Annotated in this window: 21 protein-coding genes; 9 read left to right on the top strand and 12 right to left on the bottom strand. The window is 72.6% G+C overall.

All coding sequences use genetic code 11. From position 1 onward, the window contains the following. Positions 1 to 18: 18 nt before the first annotated feature. Positions 19 to 417 (top strand): VOC family protein, encoded by a 399-nt coding sequence (locus tag QE401_RS14125; RefSeq protein WP_307138818.1) that lies wholly within the window; start codon positions 19 to 21, stop codon positions 415 to 417. A gap of 156 nt (positions 418 to 573) precedes the next feature. Here QE401_RS14125 and QE401_RS14120 read toward each other — a convergent pair whose 3' ends face one another. Both QE401_RS14120 and QE401_RS14115 read right to left on the bottom strand, forming a co-directional pair. Beyond that, on the bottom strand, positions 574 to 1362 hold the full coding sequence (locus QE401_RS14120) for an SDR family oxidoreductase (protein ID WP_307138817.1): 789 nt from the start codon (positions 1360 to 1362) through the stop codon (positions 574 to 576). Continuing rightward, positions 1359 to 1688: a YybH family protein gene (locus QE401_RS14115; RefSeq protein WP_307138816.1), complete on the bottom strand. Its 330-nt coding sequence runs from the start codon at positions 1686 to 1688 to the stop codon at positions 1359 to 1361. Before QE401_RS14115 ends, QE401_RS14120 begins: the two co-directional genes overlap by 4 nt. Before the next feature lie 96 nt (positions 1689 to 1784). On the opposite strand from QE401_RS14115, the gene QE401_RS14110 reads away from it, so the two are divergent. Together QE401_RS14110 and QE401_RS14105 are read left to right on the top strand one after the other, a co-directional pair. After that, complete coding sequence (locus QE401_RS14110) at positions 1785 to 2696, top strand: LysR family transcriptional regulator (protein WP_307138815.1); 912 nt, start codon at positions 1785 to 1787, stop codon at positions 2694 to 2696. A gap of 400 nt (positions 2697 to 3096) precedes the next feature. Next, positions 3097 to 4056 (top strand): quinone oxidoreductase family protein, encoded by a 960-nt coding sequence (locus QE401_RS14105; RefSeq protein WP_307138814.1) that lies wholly within the window; start codon positions 3097 to 3099, stop codon positions 4054 to 4056. A gap of 28 nt (positions 4057 to 4084) precedes the next feature. Here QE401_RS14105 and QE401_RS14100 read toward each other — a convergent pair whose 3' ends face one another. Further along, the gene (locus QE401_RS14100) at positions 4085 to 5092 is read right to left on the bottom strand and encodes an NAD-dependent epimerase/dehydratase family protein (protein ID WP_307138813.1); all 1008 of its coding nucleotides are present in this window, start codon (positions 5090 to 5092) and stop codon (positions 4085 to 4087) included. A 34-nt stretch (positions 5093 to 5126) separates the two neighbouring features. Further along, a complete protein-coding gene (locus QE401_RS14095; protein WP_307138812.1) occupies positions 5127 to 5681 on the bottom strand; it encodes a cupin domain-containing protein in 555 nt (184 codons plus the stop codon). 169 nt (positions 5682 to 5850) lie between these two features. Here QE401_RS14095 and QE401_RS14090 point away from each other — a divergent pair, with 169 nt between their 5' ends. The 4 genes from QE401_RS14090 to QE401_RS14075 all read left to right on the top strand — a co-directional run bounded on the left by QE401_RS14090 (position 5851) and on the right by QE401_RS14075 (position 9257). Continuing rightward, positions 5851 to 6468 (top strand): TetR/AcrR family transcriptional regulator, encoded by a 618-nt coding sequence (locus QE401_RS14090; protein ID WP_307138811.1) that lies wholly within the window; start codon positions 5851 to 5853, stop codon positions 6466 to 6468. 32 nt (positions 6469 to 6500) lie between these two features. Further along, positions 6501 to 7424: an alpha/beta hydrolase gene (locus tag QE401_RS14085; protein WP_307138810.1), complete on the top strand. Its 924-nt coding sequence runs from the start codon at positions 6501 to 6503 to the stop codon at positions 7422 to 7424. Positions 7425 to 7494: 70 nt separating this feature from the next. Continuing rightward, positions 7495 to 8679, top strand: coding sequence for an FAD-dependent monooxygenase (locus QE401_RS14080; RefSeq protein ID WP_307138809.1), 1185 nt, complete (start codon positions 7495 to 7497; stop codon positions 8677 to 8679). Positions 8680 to 8756: 77 nt separating this feature from the next. Further along, positions 8757 to 9257 carry an RrF2 family transcriptional regulator gene (locus QE401_RS14075; RefSeq protein ID WP_307138808.1) on the top strand — a complete coding sequence of 167 codons (501 nt, stop codon included), beginning with the start codon at positions 8757 to 8759 and terminating at the stop codon, positions 9255 to 9257. 82 nt (positions 9258 to 9339) lie between these two features. Here QE401_RS14075 and QE401_RS14070 read toward each other — a convergent pair whose 3' ends face one another. The 6 genes from QE401_RS14070 to nth form a co-directional block, all read right to left on the bottom strand. After that, positions 9340 to 9819, bottom strand: coding sequence for a carboxymuconolactone decarboxylase family protein (locus QE401_RS14070; protein ID WP_307138807.1), 480 nt, complete (start codon positions 9817 to 9819; stop codon positions 9340 to 9342). Positions 9820 to 9964: 145 nt separating this feature from the next. Next, positions 9965 to 11116, bottom strand: coding sequence for an MFS transporter (locus tag QE401_RS14065; RefSeq protein ID WP_307138806.1), 1152 nt, complete (start codon positions 11114 to 11116; stop codon positions 9965 to 9967). Positions 11117 to 11229: 113 nt separating this feature from the next. Beyond that, positions 11230 to 12471: a dual-specificity RNA methyltransferase RlmN gene (gene rlmN / locus QE401_RS14060; protein ID WP_307138805.1), complete on the bottom strand. Its 1242-nt coding sequence runs from the start codon at positions 12469 to 12471 to the stop codon at positions 11230 to 11232. Positions 12472 to 12476: 5 nt separating this feature from the next. After that, positions 12477 to 12995, bottom strand: coding sequence for an invasion associated locus B family protein (locus QE401_RS14055; RefSeq protein WP_307138804.1), 519 nt, complete (start codon positions 12993 to 12995; stop codon positions 12477 to 12479). 249 nt (positions 12996 to 13244) lie between these two features. Next, positions 13245 to 13769: a hypothetical protein gene (locus QE401_RS14050; RefSeq protein WP_307138803.1), complete on the bottom strand. Its 525-nt coding sequence runs from the start codon at positions 13767 to 13769 to the stop codon at positions 13245 to 13247. Between the two features lie 50 nt (positions 13770 to 13819). Next, positions 13820 to 14476, bottom strand: a complete 657-nt coding sequence (nth, locus tag QE401_RS14045) for an endonuclease III (RefSeq protein WP_307140246.1) — start codon at positions 14474 to 14476, stop codon at positions 13820 to 13822. 424 nt (positions 14477 to 14900) lie between these two features. Between nth and QE401_RS14040 the strand changes: the two genes are divergently transcribed. Together QE401_RS14040 and QE401_RS14035 are read left to right on the top strand one after the other, a co-directional pair. Then, positions 14901 to 15416 (top strand): DUF2244 domain-containing protein, encoded by a 516-nt coding sequence (locus QE401_RS14040; protein WP_307138802.1) that lies wholly within the window; start codon positions 14901 to 14903, stop codon positions 15414 to 15416. Positions 15417 to 15477: 61 nt separating this feature from the next. After that, positions 15478 to 15942, top strand: coding sequence for a hypothetical protein (locus QE401_RS14035; protein ID WP_307138801.1), 465 nt, complete (start codon positions 15478 to 15480; stop codon positions 15940 to 15942). Positions 15943 to 15945: 3 nt separating this feature from the next. On the opposite strand, the gene QE401_RS14030 is transcribed toward QE401_RS14035, so the two are convergent. Together QE401_RS14030 and QE401_RS14025 are read right to left on the bottom strand one after the other, a co-directional pair. After that, complete coding sequence (locus QE401_RS14030) at positions 15946 to 17307, bottom strand: APC family permease (protein WP_307138800.1); 1362 nt, start codon at positions 17305 to 17307, stop codon at positions 15946 to 15948. A 428-nt stretch (positions 17308 to 17735) separates the two neighbouring features. After that, a complete protein-coding gene (locus QE401_RS14025) occupies positions 17736 to 19067 on the bottom strand; it encodes an ammonium transporter (protein WP_307138799.1) in 1332 nt (443 codons plus the stop codon). Between the last annotated feature and the right edge of the window lie 17 nt (positions 19068 to 19084).

Genomic DNA, 19084 nt, shown 5'->3' with positions numbered 1-19084 from the left:
GGCGCCAGGGAGGAAGCCATGCTCAACCATGTCATGGTCGGCTCGAACGATATCGAGCGATCGAAGCGTTTCTACGACGCCGTGCTCGGCACGCTCGGCGTCGGCGAGCCGGTGCGCAACACCGCCGCCAGCGGCCATCAGCGCCTGTTCTACCGCCATGCCGGCGGCAGCTTCGCGGTCAGCCAGCCGATCGACGACGCGCCGGCGACGCCCGGCAATGGCTGCACCATCGGCTTCAGATGCGACAGCCCGGAGCAGCTGCGGGCCTTCCATGACACGGCCGTCGCGCAGGGCGGCACCTCGATCGAGGATCCGCCGGGCCCGCGCGACAGCGCCATGGGCGCGATCCACCTGGCCTATGTGCGCGACCCGGACGGCAACAAGCTCTGCGCCTTGTACCGCCCGCCGGCGGGCTGACGGAGCGGGCCGGGGCGCGCCGGATGGCGGCCGCCCCGGGCCGCAAAGCCGCTATGGCCGGCGCCCCGCCGGGCGGCCGGGAAGGCCGCCGGACACCCCGCCCTTCAGGGCCGCTTTCCTGCCTGGCCGATGGCATGTGGCGGCCAGGCGGTTGGCTCAGACGGTGCGGACGGTGCCGCCATCGATGACGAATTCGGCGCCATGGATCGCGCCGGCGCGCGCCGAGGCCAGGTAGGCGATCAGGTCGGCGACCTCCTGCGGCTCCGCCGCGCGCCCGATCGGGATCCCGCCGAGACCGTCCAGCACCGCCTGCCGCGCCTGCTCGATGGTCCCGCCATTGGCGGCCTGCAGGCGCTGCAGGAAATGCTCGGAGGCTTCGGTCCTGATCCAGCCCGGGGAGACCGAGTTCACCCGCACGCCCTTTGGACCCAGCTCCTTGGAGAGCGCCTTGCTGTAGGTCCTGAGCGCGGCCTTGGCGGCGGCATAGGCGGTGGTCGAGTCCGGCAGCGGCAGGATCGACTGGATGGAGGTGACATGCACGATGGCGCCACCGCCCTGGCCCGCCATCCGCGGCGCCAGCAGGCGGTCGAGGCGGACCGTGGCCAGGAGGTTGAGGTTCAGTTCGGAGAGCCAGTGCTCATCCGTCAGGGCGGCGAAGCCGCCGCCCGGCGTCGTGGAGCCGCCGATGACATGGGCGAGGATGTCGATCCCGCCCAGGCGTTCGAGCGCCGCCCTGGCCAGCGCCTCGCCGCCCTCGGCCGTCGTCAGGTCCGCCGGCACGAATTCGACGCCTGCGACCGGCGCCACCGGGGCGCGGGCGGCGGTGACGACACGGGCCCCGCCCGCCAGGAAGCGCTCCACCGTGGCGCGGCCCAGGCCCCTGGTGCCACCGCTGACCAGCACGCGCTGGCCGGCGAATTCGGTGGGATCGGGCCGGATGCTCATACCGTGACCTCCAGCGTCCGGATGGCGCCCTGCACCAGCGTGAAGCGATAGGTGAAGCGCAGCGGGCTGCCCGGGAAGTCGCCATGGGCGGGGCCTTCGACGACGACATCGCCGCCCTCCTCCCGGAGGGTGTCGGGCGTGAAGATCGCCTTCACCGGCAGCACCTCCTCCTCGAACAGCCGGCGGATCGCCGCCCGTCCCTCGAAAGGCTTGCCGTTGTCGATGAAGACGGCGTCGCGCCGGAAGGGCTTCAGCATGCCGTCGAGATCGAGCCGGGCATTGGCCTCGACAAAATCGGCGATCGGCTTGGGCAGGTGCAGGGACATGTCCATCTCCTCGAAGGTGACGAGGCCGGTTTAGCGATGGACTTTTCATCCGATAATCGAGACAAATCGGCATAGGGTGTCACGGAGATCGGGACAATGAACCGCCACTCGCTGATCGAGCTCGAGGCGGTTCTCAGCATCGTCCGCTGCGGCTCCTTCCGGGCGGCGGCGCTCGATCTCGGCCTGTCGACCACGGCCATCAGCAATGCGGTGGGCAAGCTCGAGCGGGAGCTCGCCGTGCGGCTGTTCAATCGCACCACACGCAGCGTCTCGCTCACCTATGCGGGGCGGATCTTCGTCGCGCAGATCAAGCCGGCGCTCGAGGACATCCAGAAGGCGATGAACACGGCGCGCTCCCAGCAGGAGACGCCGTCCGGCACCCTGCGCATCAATGCCTTCGCGACGGCGGCGCGCGAGATCATGGCGCCGCTGGTGCTGCGCTACCTGCAGCGCTATCCGCAGGTCCATATCGACCTCGTCACCGAGGGACGGCTTGTCGACGTCGTTGCGGCGGGCTTCGATCTGGGCGTGCGCAGCGCGGATCTGGTGCCCAGCGACGCGATCGCCATACCGCTGGGCCAGGGGCGGCGCATGGCGGTGGCCGCATCCCCCGCCTTCTTCGCGGGCCGGGCTGTCCCGCGGCTGCCGCAGGAGCTGCTCGCTTACCCCTGCATCCGCGTGCGGCTGCCCAATGGCGCCTTGTTCCGATGGCGCTTCGAGAAGGGCGGCGAAGAATTGCAGCTCGATGTCGAGGGGCCGATCACCCTCGACGAAGCCTCCCTGGCCCGGATCGCGGTCACGAATGGCGTGGGGATCGGCTATTTCATGGAAGCCGATATCCGCGACGACATCGCGGCGGGACGGCTCCTGCGCATCCTGGAGGATTGGACGCCGCCGCTTGTGCCGCTGTGCCTCTATTATTCCAACCGGCGCAACGCCTCCGCCGCCTTCCAGGCCTTCATCGCGCTCGCGCGCGATTTCGCCGCCGGGCGGCTCCCGCAGCCCTGAGCATGGCGGCTGCCCCGCGCGGGGCCATCGAAACCGCTTCGGCCCCGCCCCTCGATCACGAGGAGCTCAGGGTGAGCGGATCGGCGCCGGATACCGAGGCCTTCGTGCCATGGCCGCCGAGAGCGCGGGAAGGGGCTGATCCCGCCGCCACGCGCGCCAGGGCGGTCCACGCCTCATCAACTGGGAGGGAGAAGCGGCCGCGCGCGACGGCAAACCCCGGCCCGGCCCCCATCTTCAGGATCTTCCGCGGCAAGGCAGCGGGCGGCTGCGGTGACCCTGCGCCGCCCGCTTCCCCGGTGCGGAGGCGCGCCAGGCGGGTGGTCCTCAGGGACGCCAGGCCGGGCCGGCCCCTGCCGGGGCCTCAGGGCCGGCGCGGGTGGGACAGGGCTGGAGGAACGTGATGAAGGCGGCTGTGTACTCGCAACCCGGCGCACCGGAGGTGCTGCGCTACCAGGAGGTGCCCGACCCGGTCTGCGCGCCGGATGGCGTGCTCATCCGCGTCGAGGCCATCGCCATCGAGGGCGGCGACCTGATCCATCGCGCCGCCTCGCCGCCGCCGCGGCCCGACCACATCCCCGGCTTCGCGGCGGCCGGCGAGATCGTGGCCGTGGGCGCGCAGGTGCGGGACCGCCGCATCGGCCAGAAGGTCACCAGCTTCGACATGGCGGGCTCCCATGCCGCGCTCCGCGCGGTCGCCGCCAGCCGCACCTGGCTGATGCCGGAGGGGCTCGACATGGCCGCCGGCGCGGCGCTGCCGATCGCCTTCGGGACCGCCGATCACTGCCTGTTCGCCCGCGCCGGGCTCGGCGCGGGCGAGACCGTGCTGGTCCAGGCCGGCGCCGGCGGGGTGGGGCTCGCCGCCATCCAGCTGGCGCACCGGGCGGGCGCCACCGTGCTGGCCACGGTCTCCGGCGCCGCGCGGGCGGAGCGCCTGGCCGCGCTGGGCCTCGACCACGCCATCGACCACCGCGCCGTGGATCCCGTCGAGGCGGTGCTGCGCCACACGGGCGGGCGCGGGGTCGATCTGGTCCTGGACCCGGTCGGCTCGACCCTGCAGGCCTCGCTGGCCGCGCTCCGCCCGGAGGGGCGCCTCGTCTTCGTTGGCAATGCCGGCGGCGCCGGGCTGGAGGTCAGCCTGTGGCCCGCCCTGCAGGCGAACCAGACGCTGCATGGCGTCTTCATGGGAACGCAGTTCGAGAAGCCCGAGGTCTACAGCAGCGTGTCGCGCCTGCTGCAGCGGGCGGCGTCCGGCGAGCTCGAGGTGGTGATCGACCGGCGCTTCCCGCTGAGCGCCGCGGCCGAGGCCCATGCCCATGCGGAAAGCGGTTCCCTTTTGGGGCGGGTGGTGCTGATCCCCTGAGGCCTGGCGCGGGCCGGGGGCGGGCGGATCACCCGCTCCCGGGCGCCGCCACGCTGTCGAGGATGGTCTCCGCCGCCGGGCGCGGCACCCATCCGAGATCCCGCCTCGCCTTGGCCGCGCTGAACACATGCTGGCGGCCGAGCAGCGGCACGATGAAGCCCACCGAGCGGTCGCGCAGCGCGGCGATGCGCACCAGCCAGTCCGGCAGGCGGCGGGTCGGCACCCGCGCCGCCTGCGGGCCCAGATGGGCGCGCAGCAGGGCGGCGATCTCGGCCATCCAGACCCAGTCGCCGGCGGCGATGTAGCGCTGCCCCGCCGCCTGGGGCGCCGTCATGGCGCGCAGATGCAGATCGGCCACGTCGCGCACATCGGCGACGCAGAAGCCGATGCGCGGCAGCCCGGGCATCTGCCCCTCCAGCAGGCGCCGCGACAGCCGCTGCGCCTGCGGATAGCCCTCGCCCAGCACCGGCCCCAGCACGGCGGCCGGCAGGATGGTGGTCAGGCTGGTCGGCCCCGCCGTGCGCGCCATGAAATCCCAGGCCGCGCGCTCCGCCAGGGTCTTGGCCAGGCGGTAGGGGCCGAGCCGCCGGTCCGAGACATCGGTCCAGCCGGTTTCGTCGAACACGCCATCCGGGCTCGACAGCGGCGGGCGGCAGGCCTCGATGGCGGAGGTCAGCACCACCCGCCGCACCCCCGCCCGGCAGGCGGCGGACAGCACGCGCAGCGTGCCGTCCCGGCTGGGCGCGATCAGGCGCTGCGGGTCGCGCGGCGCCTCGACCCCCACCGGCGCCGCGACATGCAGCACATGGTCGCAGCCCGCGACGGCGGCATCCCAGCCCGCATCGGCGCCCAGATCGGCGATGGCGATGCCGAGCCGCCCGCCCGGATCGGCCTGCGTCGCGATCCGCGCCCGCAGCCAGGCCTCCCGCCCCGGGTCGCGCAGCGTGGTCCGCACCCGGTAGCCGCGCTGCAGCAGCGCGACGATGGTCCAGCCGGCGATGAAGCCGCTGCCGCCGGTGACCAGCACGGTCTGCATCGGTCATCCTCCTGCCTGTCCGGGAAGCGCGCCGTCAGCCGCCGGACCGGGTGGCGCCGATCATGACGGAGAGGATCGTCGCCGGCTGGTCGCTGCGGTTGCGCCAGGCATGGCGCGTGCCGTTCTGCACCACCACATCGCCGGCGCGCAGGCGGCGCTCTTCGCCCGCATCCAGCTCCAGCCAGAGCTCGCCGGAGAGCAGCACGACATAGTCGATGCTGGGGGTGGTGTGCATGCCGGGGCTGTCGGCCTCGAAGGTCTCGGCGAAGCCCGGCAGCTTGGCGGCGTATTCGGCGCCGGCGGCCGCCCAGTCGGTGATGCCCTGCAGCACGCTGTCGGGGGGGAAGGTGACCTTGACGCAGCGCGTCTCGCCCGGCGCGGGGACGAGGGAGGCGACCGCCGGCACCGGATCCGTCACCGCCTCGGGCAGGCGGGGCGGGCTGCCCGTCGCCCACAGGGTCGAGACGGCGAATCCCGGGACATGGGTGAAGTCCAGGAGCTGCGGCCGGGCGAGCCGGTCGAGGAACACCGCCTTGCCGGCGCTGTCCTGGCCCGTGATGATGCGCTGGAAATCCAAGGGTTTCTCCATGGGAAGCGAAGCCTGCCCCGGGCCTTGGGACCGCTTTGGCCCGCCCCCGGTCCTGGGGCGAGGGGCGAGGCGGGCCGGCCAGGTCCGGCGGGGAGCCGGCCGCAGAAACCTAGGGATTTTTGAGTGACTGAACACTCTTTTAACTGTGACCAAATGTGAGGATCGGGGCGTGGCCAGACCGAGAAGCGATGCGCGGCGACAGGCCATCCTGGCGGCGGCGCTGCAGGTCATCGGCGCCGAGGGGCCGAGTGCCCCCACCGCGACCATCGCCAGGGCGGCCGGCGTCTCCAATGGCTCGCTCTTCACCTATTTCCCGACCAAGGCCGATCTGCTGAACCAGCTCTATGTCGCGCTGAAGCAGGAGATGGGCGGCGTCATCCGCGAGGCGCTGGGCGAGGAGGGCGAGCTGCACGACCAGATGCTGCGGATGTGGACGCGCTGGATCGGCTGGGCGGTGTCGGGGCCGGAGAAGCGGCGGGTGCTGGCGCATCTGAATGTCTGCGGCGACATCACGCCGGAGAGCCGCGAGGCCGGGCTGGCGGCGATGGCCGGGCTGCAGGCGCTGGTCGAGCGCAGCCGCACCGAGGGGCCGCTGCGCGACGCCCCGCTGCCCTTCGTGCTCGGGCTGATCAGCGCCATCGCCGATGCGACGATCGATGCCATGCTGCGCGAGCCCGACCAGGCCGGGCGGCATTGCGCCATGGCCGGGGAGGCCGCCTGGCAGATGCTCGCCGCCGCGCCTGTCCGATCCGCCGCGTCCGGCGTTACCCCTCCGCCGCCCGGCTAGGGCGGGGGCGCGGCGGCAGGAGGACAGGCGGCGTGGAGCGGATCTCCTTCAGGAACAAGACCATCGACATCGCCGGCCAGCTGCATCTGCCGGCGGGGTTCGATCCGGCGCGGCGCCATGCGGCGATCGTGCTGTCGACGCCCGGCAGCAGCGTGAAGGAGCAGATCGGCGCGGTCTATGCGGCGCGGCTGGCGCGGCGGGGCTTCGTGGCGCTGACCTTCGACCCCGCCTTCCAGGGCGAGAGCGGCGGCGCGCCGCGCGACCTCGAGGACCCGGCCTTCCGGGTCGAGGACATACGCTGCGCCGTCGACCACCTGATGACGCTGCCCTGGGTGGATGAGGAGCGGGTCGGGCTGCTCGGCCTCTGCGCCGGCGGCGGCTATGCCGTGAACGCGGCGCTGACCGAGGCGCGGGCCAAGGCGCTCGGCACCGTGGTGGCCAGCGATATCGGCGCGGCCTTCCGCCGCATGCTGCCGGATCTCCGCCAGATGCTGCAGGAGGTCGGCCGGCAGCGCACCGCCGAGGCGCGCGGCGCCGCGACGCGGCGCGAGCCCTGGATCCCGGACAGCCTGGCGGAGGCGCAGGCGGCGGGCCTGACCGACCGGGACCTGCTGGACGCCATCGCCTTCTACCGGGAGTCCCCCTACCGGCACCCGAACTCGACCAACCGCCTGGCCTTCCGCAGCCATGGCCACATCCTGGGCTTCGACGCCTACAGCCTGGTGCCCGAGCTGCTGACGCTGCCGCTGCAAATCATCGTCGGCGGGCGGCGCGGCACGACCGGGCAATACGAGGCCGGGGAAAAGCTCTTCGCCCTGTCCCCGGCGGCGGAGAAGGATTTCTTCGTGGTCGAGGGCGCCGGGCATTACGACCTGTATCACAGGCCCGAATTCGTCGATCAGGCGGTGGAGCGGCTGGTGCCGTTCTACGCGCGGCATCTGGGCGCGCCCGCCTGAGGGCCGCCCTGGACGCCGCGCCGGGACACCCAACATCGGGCGTGATCCGCCCACCGCACGGAGCCCGGCCTTGCCGCGACGCATCCTCATCTCCGGCGCCAGCGTGGCCGGCAACACCGCCGCCTGGTGGCTGGGCCGCCAGGGCCATGACGTCACGGTGGTGGAGCGGGCGCCGGGCTTCCGCGATGGCGGCCAGAATGTCGATGTGCGCGGCGTCGGGCGCGAGGTGCTGCGCCGGATGGGGCTGGAGCAGGCGGCGCTCGACCACGGCACCGGCGAGCAGGGTACGGCCTGGGTCGATGCCGCGGGCCGCCCCGTGGCGCGCTTCCTGGCCGGGGATCTGGCCCAGGACGGCCCGACCGCCGAGATGGAGATCCTGCGCGGCGACCTGGCCCGGCTGCTCTACGAGCCGGCCCGCGAAGCCGCGACCTATCGCTTCGGCGACCATATCACCGGCATTGCCCAGGGCGCGGAAGGGGCCCGGGTGCAGTTCGCCGGCGGCGGGAGTGCGACCTATGACCTGGTGGTCATCGCCGAGGGGGTGGGCTCCTCCACCCGCGAGCTGGTGTTTCCGGGCGGGAACGAGCCGCGCTGGATGGGCCTGACCATCGCCTATTTCACCATCCCGCGCCGCCAGGATGATGACCGGCTGTGGCGCTGGTACAATGCGCCGGGTGGCCGCAGCCTGTCGCTGCGCCCCGACAATCATGGCACCACCCGCGCCAACCTCGCCCTGCACCAGAAGCCGGGCGGCGAGCAGGATTGGGACAGCGTGCGCCAGAAGGCCTATCTGCGCGAACGCTTCGCCGATGCCGGCTGGCAGGCGGCGCGCATCCTGGACGGCATGGAGCGGAGCGAGGATTTCTATTTCGACGTGCTGCGCCAGGTGCGCCTGCGGCGCTGGTCGGCCGGCCGGGTGGTGCTGACCGGCGACGCCGCCTGGTGCGCCACGCCGCTGGCCGGCATCGGCACCACCCTGGCGATCACCGGCGCCTATGTGCTGGCCGGCGAGTTGCGGCGCCAGGCGGATCCGGCCGCCGCCTTCGCCGCCTATGAGGCGGCCATGCGGCCGATGGTGCGGGAGGGGCAGGGCGTGCCGAAGCTGGCGCCGCGGCTGATGCATCCGCAGAGCCGCCTGGGCATCCGCCTGCTGCATGGCGCGCTGGCGCTCGCCAGCCGGCCCGCCATCCGCGACCGGGCGGTGCGGCTCTTCGCGCGCGAGCCGGCCGCGCCGGACCTCTCCCGCTACGCCTGAGGCGTTTCGGCGGAGGGGTTTGCATCCGCCGCGCATCATGGATATCTCCTGTCCATGATGCGCGCGCGGTCTGCCCGATGATCCTGAAGAGCCAGGTCGAATGGGCGCTGCATTGCTGCGCCGTGCTGGCCGGGCTGCCGCCGGGCCGCACCCTGTCCACCAAGGCGCTGGCCGAGTTCCATGGCCTGCCCAAGGAATACCTCTCCAAGGCGTTGCAGGCGCTGTCGCAGGCGGGGCTGGTGGAGGGCACGCTGGGCCCTTCGGGCGGCTACCGGCTGCGCCAGCCGCCCGAGGCGGTGAGCTTCCTCGACATTGTCGAGGCGGTGGAGGGCAAGGCACGCAGCTTCGCCTGCCAGAATATCCGCGCCAACAATCCCTGCCGGCCGCAGGGTTTCTGCGATGCCGCGCCCTGCGCCATCGCCCGCATCATGTGGGAGGCGGATGAGGCCTGGCGGCGGCATCTGCGCGGCGTGCGGCTGTCCGACCTGCTGGCCATGCTGGGCAGCGAGATCCCGGAGGAGCAGCGCCGCCGCAGCCTGGAATGGCTGCTGGGCCGCGCGGGGCAACTCGCCGACTGAAGGCGGTGCAGGGGACCCTGTCCCCTGCCCAGGGAAAAGAATGGGGGGGAGTTTGAGGGGGCAAAGCCCCCTCATCTCGCTCTCAGGCCAGCCCCGCCTTGTCCAGCCCGTAGAGCTTGTCGGCCGAGCCCGGCACGCTGCGGAAGGCGATGCCGGCGCGGTTCCAGGCATTGATGGCCATCACCGCGAAGGTCAGCTCGGCCAGCGCCGTCTCGGTGAATTCGGCGCGCACGCTGTCATACACGGCATCCGAGACGCCTTCGGCGGGCAGGCGGGTCAGCGTCTCGGCCCAGAGCAGGGCGGCGCGTTCCTGCGCCGAGAAGAGCGGCGATTCATGCCAGATGGCGACATGGTGCAGGCGCAGCTCGCGCTCCCCATGCAGCTTCGCCTGCTTCACATGCATGTCCAGGCAGAAGGCGCAGCCATTGAGCTGCGAGACGCGGATCTCGACCAGGTCGATCAGCGTGTGGCCGAGGCTGCTCTCCCGCACCGCGGCGGAAAGCTCGCTCATCCTGCGGAAGGGGGCGGGGGCGAGATGAGGGTAGTTCAGGCGCTGGGTCATGGCGGATTCCTATTGAGGATATCTGTTGTCCTTAAGGATGAACGATATCCTTAATTGCGCCGCTGTAAAGCCCCGGCCGTGCCGCGGGCACGAAAAAGGCCGCCCCGCAGAGGCAGGGCGGCCCTGGCCCGGCACCGAAAAAGGATCAGCGCGCGGTGTTGGTCACCGCGATGCGGCACCAGAGGCTCAGCGCCACCATGCCGGTGGCGGCGGCCAGGAAGGCCAGGCTGTAGCCGCCGAAGCCCAGCAGCGCGCCGAAGCCCACCGAGCCCAGCCCCTGGCCCAGGAACAGCGCCATGGCGAAGGCGGAGACCGAGGTGGCGCGGGCTTCCGGCAGGGCCTCGGTGCTGCGGGCCTGCAACACGCCGTGGAACATGAAGAAGAACAGCCCGCACAGCGCCTGCGCCACCGCCACCACCGGCCAGGAGGGGGCGATGGCCAGCAGCGCCAGCGCGCCGGCCAGCAGGATGCCGCCGGAGAGCAGCAGCCGCGCCTCGCCCAGCCTGCCGACCAGCCGCTTGGCGATGCGGGTGTAGAGCAGCGAGCCGAGGCCGAAGCCCGCCACCACCAGCCCGGCATGCCAGGGCTCCAGATGGAAGCCCTGGATCAGGTAGGAGCCGATGAAGGGGAAGGCGCCGCCGAACAGCAGCAGCCCGTCCAGGAAGGCGGCCAGCAGCAGCTTGCGCCCGGCCGGGCGGCGCAGCAGCAGGGCGTAATTGGCGAAGCCCGAGCCCTGGCCGGCCGGGCCGCCGCTGCGCCACAGCCCGCGCCCCAGCGTCAGCATGATGGCGAGCGCCGTGGCCATGGCGACACCGCCCACCAGCAGGAACACGGCGCGCCAGCCAAAGGCCTGGCCGACCGCGCCGGAGACCGGGCCGGTCAGCAGCTGCGCCATCACCATGCCGGTCATGAAGCGGCTGAGCGTCGCCTGCCGCTCGGCATAGGGGACATTGTCGCCGATCCAGGCCATGGCCAGCGGAATGATGGCACCGCCGGCCGCCCCGGTGGCCGCGCGCAGCGCCACCAGCGGCGTCAGGGCGCCGGCCAGGGCGCAGCAGGCCATCATGACGCCGTAGAGCACCAGCCCCAGCGTCAGCACCCGCAGCTTGCCGAAGCGGTCGCCGAGCGGCCCCAGCACCACCTGGCACAGGCCGTAGGGCAGGGCGAAGGCGGTGATCAGCACCGCGACCTCGGCCACGGTGACGCGCAGCTCGGCGGCGATCAGCGGCAGGACGGGGTCCAGCAGCCGCATGCCGCAGCCGGTGGCGAAGGCGGCCGCCGCCAGCAGCGGCAGCATGGCCAGCGGCGGGCGGCCGCCCTCCCGGCCCCCCCTGGGGGCGGCGTCAGGGGGGGCGGCATCAGGGGTGGTGGCGCCCCCCTCGGGACGCGCCGCCGCCCCGGACGCGGCCCTCACGCCGCGTCGGCCTTGGCCGCTTCGGCGCCGGCGGGGCGCTGGCGCTTCGCCCGCTCGCTCTCGGTCTTCAGCTGGCCGCAGGCGGCCAGGATGTCGCGCCCGCGCGGCGTGCGGATCGGCGAGGCATAGCCCGCCTCCTGCACGATGCGCGCGAAGCGGTGGATGGCGTTGTTGGAGGAGGTCTCGTAGGGGCTGCCCGGCCAGGGGTTGAACGGGATCAGGTTGACCTTGGCCGGGATGCCCTGGAGCAGCCGCACCAGCTCGCGCGCATCGGCCTCGGAATCGTTCACGCCCTTCAGCATGACGTATTCGAAGGTGATGCGCCGCGCGTTGGAGGCGCCGGGATAGCGCCGGCAGGCGGCCATCAGCTCCTCGATCGGGTATTTGCGGTTCAGCGGCACGATCTCGTCGCGGATGTCGTTGCGCACCGCATGCAGCGAGACGGCGAGGCCGACGCCGAGCTCCGCCCCGCAGCGATCCATCATCGGCACCACGCCGCTGGTCGAGAGGGTGATGCGCCGGCGCGACAGCGCGATGCCCTCGCCATCCATGATGATGCGCATCGCCTTGGCGACGTTCTCGTAGTTATAGAGCGGCTCGCCCATGCCCATGATGACGATGGTGGAGAGCAGCCGCGGCGTGCCATCTGTCGGGCTCGGCCATTCGCCATAGGAATCGCGCGCCGCCATGAACTGGCCGACGATCTCGGCCGCGCCGAGGTTGCGCACCAGCTTCTGCGTGCCGGTGTGGCAGAATTTGCAGGACAGGGTGCAGCCGACCTGGGTGGAGACGCAGACCGCGCCGCGATCCTCCTCCGGGTCGGGGATGTAGACCGTCTCCACCTGCTGGCCGTCGCGGAAGCCGAACAGCCATTTGCGGGTGCCGTCGGTGCTGGTCTGCTCCGTCGTCACGCCGGGGCGGCCGACCACGAAACGCTCCGCCAGCTTGCCCTGCATCGCCTTGGCGATGGTCGACATCTGCGCGAAATCGGTGACGCCCTGGTGGTAGATCCAGTGCCAGAGCTGCTTGGCGCGGAACGGCTTCTCGCCGATCGCCACCATCTCCGCCACCAGCTCCTCCCGCGACAGGCCGACCAGGTCGCGCCTTCCATCCGCCAGGGTGGCCGGCGGCGGCGCGAACAGCGCCGCCTTGGCCAGGATGCGGGCGCGCTCGGCCTCGTTCAGCCCAGGGGGCAGCTCGGCGGCCGGCGCGGCAGTCGGGGGGGCGGTGTCGGTCATGCGGTTTACCGGCGGCCTGCCGGACACTCCTTGCTGATGGCCTCATAGGCCGCGGTGAAGCCGGACAGGGAGAAGGTATCGGTCGCCGTGCCGCGGCCCTGCGGGCCCTGGCCCTTGGCCACCGCCTGCGCGCCGCCGCGGAAGGTGGTGACGGCGCGCGACCCGTCGCGGGCGAAGGCATTGTCCTGCGCCGTGTAGAAATCCAGCTCCGTGCCGCCCACGGTCACGCTGACCTCAGCATTGCGGGCATAGGTGTAGCCGGCGCGCAGCGCCACCTGGTCGCGCCCCTGCGGCCGGTGCGTCACCGTCAGGATGACATTCTGCCGATTGCCCGCCCCCTCGGAGCGGCTGGCGCGGGTGAAGGCGTAGCAGACCTTCCGCCCCCCCTCCATATGCGTGGCCGCCGTCCAGTCCTGGAAGGTGCCAAGCGCCTGCGGACGCTGCTGCTGCTGCGCCATGGCCACGCCCGAGACAAGGCCGAGCGCCGCCGCGAGGGACAGGAAGAGAGGGAGTTGCCGTGCCATGGCCGTCAGATAAGGCCTTGGCCCTTCCCATCGCAACCGCACAAACCCCTTACCCGCCCTGCATTTTTCTGTCGGCTGTTTTTCTGGCAGCTGCCGGTCAGGGCCGCGACGGGGGGCGCTGCATGGCGGCGGGGCGCCGGGGCCCAGGGGAGCGGGCAGCGAGGCAGGCAGGGGGGTGCGGGTGGGGCAGGGAGGGTTCTCCTGCAGGCGGGCCGATCGCGCACCGGTTCCGCAGGCGGCGAGGCTCGCCTAGCGGCCGGGGCCGAGCCGCTGCGCCCAGCCATGCCAAGAGGCGGCCACGGCCGAGCTCTGCTTCATGATGCAGTCCGGGGAAGGCGGGGCCGGCCACAGATCCAGCCGGTAGGTGTCGATGGGGGTATCGCCCTCCAGCGTGTCCAGCTCGCTGGCCGCCTGCATCGCCCGCGCCTGGTAGCGCACCCGATAGGCCCCGGCCGGCACCGCCATGCCGGTGCCGCGATCGGCCGCCCATTCCATCAGCGTGATCTCGCCCCGCGGCACCCGGCAGGACAGCTCGACGATCTCCTCCCAGCTCTCATCCAGCCCGGGATCGGCGGCGAAGAGATGGATGCCGAGGCCGACCACCCCGGTGTGCAGGCCGGTGACCAGGAACAGCAGCGCCGGGTTGCGGGCGCCGCACAGCCCGTTGCTCTGGCCGGCGAAACAGGCCTCCATCGCCCCGTCGAAACCGCCCTCCAGCGCCAGATAGTCCTGCCCGTACTGCACCGCGACAGGCCCCGCGAAAAGCTCCGCCATGATCCTTCTCCAGGGGTTGGGGCGGGGAAGGGCGCGCTGCGGCGCGGGCCTCAGCCCGGGCGCGAGGCGGGCGGCCAGAGCACCTTGTCGGTGTAGTTGCAATGCTCGCGCGCCACGCAATGCCAGCATTCCGGCAGGCGCGCCTTGCAGACATATCGCCCGTGCAGGATCAGCCAGTGATGCGCGTCGCGCAGCAGCTCGGGCGGCACGCGCTGCATCAGCGCATCCTCCACCGCGCGCGGCGTCTTGCCCGGCGCCAGGCCGGTGCGGTTGCCCAGGCGGAAGATGTGGGTGTCGACCGCCATCGCCTCCTCGCCGAAGGCGACGTTCAGCACGACATTGGCGGTCTTGCGGCCGACGCCGGGCAGCGCCTCCAGCGCCGCCCGATCGGCCGGCACCTCGCCGCCATGCCGCTCGAGCAAAAGGCGGGACAGGGCGATGACGTTCTTCGCCTTCGACTTCCACAGCCCGATGCGGCGGATCTGCTCGCCCACCCCTTCCTCGCCGAGGGCCAGCATCTTCTCCGGCGTGTCGGCCAGCGGAAACAGCGTGGCCGTGGCCTTGTTCACCGAGACATCGGTGGCCTGGGCCGACAGCGCCACCGCCACCAGCAGCGTGTAGGGGGAGGTGTAGTGCAGCTCGGTCTCCGGCGCCGGATTGGCCTGGGCCAGGCTGCGCACGAACAGGGCCGCCTGCGCCGCCGACATGCGCCGGGCGCGGCGCGGCGCCTCGGCGCTGCCATGCAGCGGGCGCTTCGCCCGGCGGGCGCGGGCGGGCGGGGCGGGCTGCGCCGCCGCCTCCAGCGCCGCCAGCGGGTCGGCCTGGGGCGGGGCGGGGGGCGCCCCGGGCGGCGCGGCGCCGGCGCCCGCCCGGGCGCCGGGGCGGCGCGGGCTGGCCTGGCGCGGGGCGGGGGCTGCCTCCGGCGCGATGGCCGCGGCCTTGCGGCGCCGGGCGGCGGGGTTCGGGGCCGGGGCGGCCGCGGCGTCGGGGGCGGGGCGCTTCATCGCGAACTCGTCAGGCTGGGCCGTCCGGGCGGCGGGGCGGGGTTCCGCCGGCCGGACGGGTAAGGGCAGGGCAGGGGCGCAGAAGCCGCTCTACGCGTCCCGGCGACAGAGCCTATGTTAGCGCGCGATGTCAGCAAGCCCCGAACCGATCCTCTTCGAGGCCGTCAGCACGCCCCACCGCAGCCTACGGCCGCGCCCCTATCTCGTGCTGGTGGCGCTGGCCGGCGGCTGGGCGGTGCTGGGCGGGCTGTTCTTCGCGCTGATCGGCGCCTGGCCGATCCTGCCCTTCCTCGGCGTCGAGATCCTGGGCGCGCTGGCGCTGATGCTGCTGCATCACCGCTGGTCCTCCCGCGCGCGGGAGGTGATCTCCCTGCGGCCCGACCGGCTGCTGGTGCGGCGCGTCGACGGGCTGGGCCGGCGCGAGGAGGCCAGCCTCGACCCCTACTGGACCCGCGTCGAATGGTCGGAGCGCGCGGGCCTCGCCCTGGTGCAGCGCCGCCGCCGCGTGCCGATCGGGCGCTTCCTGTCGGAGGAGGAGCAGCAGGACCTGGCGCGGACCCTGCGCGAGGTGCTACGCGCCTATCGCGAGCCGGTCTTCGACAATCCGCAGCTCGACCCCCAGCCGGGCAGCGCCGCGGAATAGCGCAGCCGCTGCCACCCTTGCCGCGTTGCAGCATGGCCGGCCGATCCAGAGGAGCCCCGCCATGCGCCAACGCCGCTACGTCCTGAGTGCCGCCCGCCAGGCCCGCGCCCTGCGCGCCGCCTGGACCGGGGCGCCGATGGTGGTCTCCGCCCGCCTCTCTCCGGAGGCGGCGCGGCGGCGCGGCGCCTATGCCACCGGGCTCGAATTCGCCCGCATGGCGCCGGAGAAGGCGCTGGCCTTCGCCGCCGGCGGCGCCGCCTGGGCCGAGGGCTGGGCGCGGCTCGGCCGGGTCGGGCTGGAGCATGGGCTGGCCGAGCTGGAGGCGGCGCACCGGCTGCTGCTGCAGGCGGCACGCCAGCCGGTGCCGCCGGGCCCGGCGCTGGCCTGGCTGTCCTGGTGGCAGGGCGCGGCGCTGCGCGGCGCCCGGCTGGCCGAGGCCTGCGCCGGCGCCGGCCTCGCCGCCTCCGGCGCCGCCCTGCGCCCGGTCAGCCGGACGCTGGCGGGCAACCGGCGGCGGCTGGGCTGAGGCTCAGCCCAGCTCCTCGCTTTCGAGGAATTTCCGCACCTCCTCCTGCCGGTGCCGCGCCGTCAGCAGGTAGAGCACCAGGATGGCGGCGAGCAGGCCGATGGCGATCAGCGACGCGGTGCCGCCGCCGGTGGCCACCCGCACCACGATCAGCGCCACGCAGACCAGCGCGCCGAGGGCGGGCACGAAGACCGGCACCTCGAAGCCGCCGCGCTTCTCGTCCTTGCGGCGGATCAGGATGATCAGCGCGCCATTGACGATGGTGAAGACGAACAGCAGCAGCAGCACGGTCGACGCCGCCAGCGCCGCCACATCGCCCACCAGCGCCAGCAGGATGACGACGCCGAGCAGCGCCAGGATGGCGACATGCGGCGTGTGGCGGGCGCTGTTCACCCGGCCCAGCGAGGCCGGCAGCAGCCCCTGCCGCGCCATGCCGTAGAGCAGGCGGGACGCCATGACGTAGTTCACCAGCGCGGTGTTGGCGACGGCGAAGATGGTGATGCCGATGAAGCCGGCCGGCGGGAACCAGGGCGCGGCGCGCTCCACCACCGCGGCCAGCGGCGCGCGCGCCTCGGCCAGCTCGCGCCAGGGCAGGACGGAGACGGCGGTGACGCAGATCGCCATGTAGATGCCGGTCGCGATCAGCATGGCCAGGATCAGCCCCATCGGCATGGTGCGCTCGGGCTGCTTCACCTCCTCGGCCAGGTTCATCGTGTCCTCGAAGCCGATGAAGGAGAAGAAGGTGAGCACCGCGCCCTGGAACACCAGGAGCGCGGTGGCGCTGGCCTCGCCGCCGCCCTCGGGCAGTTCGAACAGGCTGGCCTGGCCCCAATAGGGAATGCCCACCGCGATCACCAGCAGCAGGCCGCCGGCCTCGACCACCGTGCAGGCGGCATTGGCCCAGAGCGATTCGCGGATGCCGCGCAGCAGGATGCCGGCCAGGATCAGCAGGAAGCCCAGCGCCAGCAGCGAGATCGGCACCCCTTCCCAGCCGAAGGCGGCCTGCAGGTTGCGCGCCACCACATTGGCCTGGGTGGCGATCGAGGTGAGGCCGGAGCAGGCGACGGCCAGCCCCACCAGATAGGCCATCATCGGGCTGCGATAGGCGCGCTGGGTGACATAGGCGGCGCCGCCGGCGCGCGGATAGCGGCTGGCGATGCTGGCATAGGACAGGCCGGTGAGCAGCGCCGCCACCATGCTGACCAGGAAGGCCATCCAGATGGCGCTGCCCATCAGCCGCGCCGCCTCCCCCACCAGCCCGTAGATGCCGGCGCCCAGCATGCTGCCGAGGCCATAGAGCATCAGCAGCGGCAGGCCGATGGCGCGCTGCAGGCTGGGTGCGTCCTGTTGTTGTGTCGTGGCCATGCGGCCCCCCGGTTCCGGTCGTTTCCGTCCGCAGAACCGCCAGCCCAACCATTCGTTTCTTTCTGTCGGGCTGCCGTTTTTTTGTCGGGCTGCCGCCGTCCGGTGGGGCGGCGGGACGATCCTGGCCCGGCCGGGCGCCGCCCGATCGGTTTTCTGTCAGGCTGCCGCCGTCCGGTGGGGCGGCGGGACGATCCGGGCCCCGCCGGGCGCCGCCCGATCAGTTTTCTGTCAGGCTGCCGCCGTCCGGTGGGGCGGCGGGACGATCCGGGCCCCGCCGGGCGCCGCCCGATCGGTCGTCCCGGCTGCCGCATCCCTGGGCCGGAGCGCCCCGTCCGAGTGCCGCCCCTCTCGTCCCGGCCCTGACCGGCAGCCGAAAAAAAACCGGGGAGCAGGGCTCCCCGGCTTGTCGGTCCCGAAGGCATGGGCGGTCAGCCCAGGCGTTCGCCGTGCAGCGAGACGTCGAGGCCTTCGCGCTCCTCTTCCTCGGTCACGCGCAGGCCGACGGTCAGGTCCACCACCTTCAGCAGGATCCAGCTGCCGATGGCGGTGAAGATGAAGGTCGCGACCACGGCGTAGACCTGCAGCAGGAACTGGTCGAAGGAGCCGACGATGCCCTCCGGCAGGGCCGGGGTGGCCGAGAGCGGGCCATAGGCGAAGATGCCGGTCAGCAGGGCGCCGACGATGCCGCAGATGCCGTGCACGCCGAAGGCGTCCAGGCTGTCATCGTAGCCGCACCAGTGCTTCAGGGCGGTGGCGCCCCAGAAGCCGGCCAGGCCCGCCACGATGCCGATGATCAGCGCCGGCACCGGCAGCACGAAGCCGGCGGCGGGGGTGATGGCGACCAGGCCCGCCACCGCGCCGGAGATGGCGCCGAGCACGGAGGGCTTGCCCTTGGTGATCCACTCGGCGAACACCCAGGCCAGCACGCCGGCGCCGGCGGCGATCTGCGTCACCAGCATGGCCATGCCGGCACGGCCGCCGGCGGCGCCGGCGGAGCCCGCATTGAAGCCGAACCAGCCCACCCACAGCAGGGCGGCGCCGATCACGGCGAGCGCCAGGTTGAAGGGCGACATGTTCTCGGTGCCGAGGCCGTGGCGCTTGCCGATGACGATGGCGGCGACCAGGCCGGCCACGCCGGCATTGATGTGCACCACCGTGCCGCCGGCGAAGTCGAGCGCGCCGAGGGCGAAGATCCAGCCATTCGGATGCCAGACCCAGTGCGCGATCGGGCTGTAGATCAGCAGCGACCACAGCACGGTGAACAGCACCAGGGCGCTGAACTTCATGCGGTCGGCCACCGCACCCGTGGCCAGCGCCGGGGTGATGATGGCGAAGGTCATCTGGAACATCAGGAAGACGGTCTCGGGGATGGTGAAGGCCACCGCGCCGTCGCCGCTGCCAAGGGTGAAGGGCTTGTCCCAGTTCTCGGCGACGCCGGAGAGGAACAGCTTCGACAGGTCGCCGATATAGGCGCCGCCCTCGCCAAAGGCCAGGGAGTAGCCGGCCACCATCCAGATCACGCTGCACAGCGCGGCCAGGAAGAAGGACTGCATCATGGTGGCCAGCACGTTCTTCTTGCGGACCATGCCCGCATAGAACAGCGCCAGGCCGGGGATGGTCATCATCAGCACCAGCGCGGTGCTGGTGAGCATCCAGGCGGTATCGCCCGCATTGACCGTGGCTTCCTCCTGCGCAAGGGCGGGAGCCGCCAGCAGCAGGGTGGGGAGCAGCGCAGCCGCGCCGCGCGCCAGGATTCGCATTCTCGGTTCCATCGTCT

Origin of the sequence: Pseudoroseomonas cervicalis (assembly GCF_030818485.1) — a bacterium.
Classification (GTDB): Bacteria; Pseudomonadota; Alphaproteobacteria; order Acetobacterales; family Acetobacteraceae; genus Pseudoroseomonas; species Pseudoroseomonas cervicalis_A.
This window is presented reverse-complemented; position numbering and strand designations above follow the sequence as displayed.

What these genes read in the sequence shown, in the direction of transcription:
- QE401_RS14105 (WP_307138814.1), top strand. Translation starts at nt 3,097, where the DNA reads ATGAAGGCGGCTGTGTACTCGCAACCCGGCGCACCGGAGGTGCTGCGC.
- rlmN (WP_307138805.1), bottom strand. Translation starts at nt 12,471, where the DNA reads ATGACCGACACCGCCCCCCCGACTGCCGCGCCGGCCGCCGAGCTGCCC.
- QE401_RS14125 (WP_307138818.1), top strand. Translation starts at nt 19, where the DNA reads ATGCTCAACCATGTCATGGTCGGCTCGAACGATATCGAGCGATCGAAG.
- QE401_RS14120 (WP_307138817.1), bottom strand. Translation starts at nt 1,362, where the DNA reads ATGAGCATCCGGCCCGATCCCACCGAATTCGCCGGCCAGCGCGTGCTG.
- QE401_RS14100 (WP_307138813.1), bottom strand. Translation starts at nt 5,092, where the DNA reads ATGCAGACCGTGCTGGTCACCGGCGGCAGCGGCTTCATCGCCGGCTGG.
- QE401_RS14025 (WP_307138799.1), bottom strand. Translation starts at nt 19,067, where the DNA reads ATGCGAATCCTGGCGCGCGGCGCGGCTGCGCTGCTCCCCACCCTGCTG.
- QE401_RS14065 (WP_307138806.1), bottom strand. Translation starts at nt 11,116, where the DNA reads ATGCTGCCGCTGCTGGCGGCGGCCGCCTTCGCCACCGGCTGCGGCATG.
- QE401_RS14110 (WP_307138815.1), top strand. Translation starts at nt 1,785, where the DNA reads ATGAACCGCCACTCGCTGATCGAGCTCGAGGCGGTTCTCAGCATCGTC.
- QE401_RS14095 (WP_307138812.1), bottom strand. Translation starts at nt 5,681, where the DNA reads ATGGAGAAACCCTTGGATTTCCAGCGCATCATCACGGGCCAGGACAGC.
- QE401_RS14115 (WP_307138816.1), bottom strand. Translation starts at nt 1,688, where the DNA reads ATGTCCCTGCACCTGCCCAAGCCGATCGCCGATTTTGTCGAGGCCAAT.
- QE401_RS14030 (WP_307138800.1), bottom strand. Translation starts at nt 17,307, where the DNA reads ATGGCCACGACACAACAACAGGACGCACCCAGCCTGCAGCGCGCCATC.
- QE401_RS14040 (WP_307138802.1), top strand. Translation starts at nt 14,901, where the DNA reads ATGTCAGCAAGCCCCGAACCGATCCTCTTCGAGGCCGTCAGCACGCCC.
- QE401_RS14075 (WP_307138808.1), top strand. Translation starts at nt 8,757, where the DNA reads ATGATCCTGAAGAGCCAGGTCGAATGGGCGCTGCATTGCTGCGCCGTG.
- QE401_RS14050 (WP_307138803.1), bottom strand. Translation starts at nt 13,769, where the DNA reads ATGGCGGAGCTTTTCGCGGGGCCTGTCGCGGTGCAGTACGGGCAGGAC.
- QE401_RS14055 (WP_307138804.1), bottom strand. Translation starts at nt 12,995, where the DNA reads ATGGCACGGCAACTCCCTCTCTTCCTGTCCCTCGCGGCGGCGCTCGGC.
- nth (WP_307140246.1), bottom strand. Translation starts at nt 14,476, where the DNA reads ATGTCGGCGGCGCAGGCGGCCCTGTTCGTGCGCAGCCTGGCCCAGGCC.
- QE401_RS14035 (WP_307138801.1), top strand. Translation starts at nt 15,478, where the DNA reads ATGCGCCAACGCCGCTACGTCCTGAGTGCCGCCCGCCAGGCCCGCGCC.
- QE401_RS14070 (WP_307138807.1), bottom strand. Translation starts at nt 9,819, where the DNA reads ATGACCCAGCGCCTGAACTACCCTCATCTCGCCCCCGCCCCCTTCCGC.